General features: G+C 67.1%; 3 protein-coding genes. All 3 read right to left on the reverse strand.

Annotated elements, in window-relative coordinates:
- Positions 1-39: 39 nt before the first annotated feature.
- The 3 genes from CITRIK5_RS12095 to CITRIK5_RS12105 all read right to left on the reverse strand — a co-directional run bounded on the left by CITRIK5_RS12095 (position 40) and on the right by CITRIK5_RS12105 (position 1274).
- On the reverse strand, positions 40-240 hold the full coding sequence (locus CITRIK5_RS12095; protein ID WP_023190040.1) for a hypothetical protein: 201 nt from the start codon (positions 238-240) through the stop codon (positions 40-42).
- 170 nt (positions 241-410) lie between these two features.
- Positions 411-653 (reverse strand): hypothetical protein, encoded by a 243-nt coding sequence (locus CITRIK5_RS12100; protein WP_159833879.1) that lies wholly within the window; start codon positions 651-653, stop codon positions 411-413.
- Positions 654-815: 162 nt separating this feature from the next.
- Complete coding sequence (locus CITRIK5_RS12105; RefSeq protein ID WP_159833881.1) at positions 816-1274, reverse strand: hypothetical protein; 459 nt, start codon at positions 1272-1274, stop codon at positions 816-818.
- Between the last annotated feature and the right edge of the window lie 211 nt (positions 1275-1485).

The raw sequence follows: 1485 nt of genomic DNA on the forward strand, positions 1-1485 counted from the left end.
GTCCCGGGGGCGGGCGGGTGGCCCGCCCCCGGGGGCCGGTCACGGTTCCTGGTAGCCGGACCGCTTGAGTGCGGCCATTTGGTTCTTCCAGGCCCGGTGGTCGGAGAGCGTTTCGTGGATGGTCACCATCGGTTTGGTGGTGTCCGGCGGGTAGACCATCCAGCCCTTCGATCGGCGTTCCACTCGCCAGCCCTGGGCTTCGAGTGATTTCAGGAGCTTCTTGAGTTCCTTGTTCGCCATGCGGCTCCAATCTCTGTTCGGTTATCGGTGCCGCCGGTTCCCGCCCGGGCCCCTTTGGCATGACCAACATTACATGTCGCTTTGCGGGGACGCAACTCCCCTGGGGGATTTTTTTTCGCCACCGCAACTACGGCGGGAGAGGGCCGCCATGCGGCCCCCTCCCGCGTGCCTCACTCGGCGGGGATCAGCAGCTCCTGGCAGGTCGGGCACATGCCGGAGATGATGCGCTCGCGCTCCACGATGGAGCGATAGGGCAGGACATCCTGGATCAGCTCGCCGTCGATCAGGCGATCGCCCTCCTCCTCGGTGACGGTCACGTAGTCCACGGCGCCGCAGTTCGGGCAGGTGCACTCGATGTCGGCGGCGTCCGGGGCGGTGAGGTTGTAAATCCGGTCCTCGATGTTGCGCGGCATGGCCGCTCCCTTCTCTGGGGGTCCGGGGCCCCTGCTGGGCCCCGCTGACATGTACGACTATACATGTCTAGCAGGGGGCGTGCAACCCGGTAGACGTGATTGGTCTTCCTGGGCGCGGTCGGCCCGCTGGCCCGGCCACGGTGGCCGGGCCAGCGGGGACGATCAGGCGTTCGCCAGGGCGGCGGGGATGGAGTTCTCCTCCACCGCCCACACATGCGAACCGGAGGCCGCGGTGGCCTGGTCGATGTAGTGCAGACGCAGGGCCTGGCAGACCTCGTAGACCTCGCTGGCCGCCCAGTCCCGCACCTCGCAGGCCTGGTACTCGTAGCAGTCCAAGGCCTGGAGGACTTCCAGCGGGCTCCAGTCCAGATGCCGGGGCTGGGAGTAGCGGTAGGGCTCAGCCGTCTCGCTGTCGCCGTAGCGGGCACGCAGGGAGTCGAGGTTGCCCTGCCAGAGCATCTGCCCCAGCTCCTTGCGGCCGGCGGTGGTGGCGGCGTAGAAGTGGCGGCCCGCCTCGGTAGTGGTGTGACGGAAAGCGTTGCCGGTGCTGCCGTGGCGGTCCTGACCGGCGGCCCAGACCAGGGCGTTGATGTGCTCGTTGCTGACCATGAATGCGCTCATTGCGGCGCTCCCTTCTGTGGGGGCCGGGGCGCCTCGTGCACCCCGGCTTACATGAAGGACTATACATGTTGATCCGCTCGCATGCAACCCGGTGAACATCTTGCCTCCGCCCATTAAGTCATGTAGTCTTATTCATGCCGAGCGGGGCGGATTCGCCGCCCGCCGGCCCTACCGCAGGAGGTATGCGATGACCGAGCAGACCACCCCCGCC

The sequence above is a fragment of the Micrococcus sp. 116 genome (assembly GCF_902506395.1).
Taxonomy (GTDB): Bacteria; Actinomycetota; Actinomycetes; order Actinomycetales; family Micrococcaceae; genus Micrococcus; species Micrococcus luteus.

Excerpts from the sequence above, each read along its gene's own strand:
- CITRIK5_RS12105 (WP_159833881.1), bottom strand. The coding sequence starts at position 1,274 with ATGAGCGCATTCATGGTCAGCAACGAGCACATCAACGCCCTGGTCTGG.
- CITRIK5_RS12100 (WP_159833879.1), bottom strand. The coding sequence starts at position 653 with ATGCCGCGCAACATCGAGGACCGGATTTACAACCTCACCGCCCCGGAC.
- CITRIK5_RS12095 (WP_023190040.1), bottom strand. The coding sequence starts at position 240 with ATGGCGAACAAGGAACTCAAGAAGCTCCTGAAATCACTCGAAGCCCAG.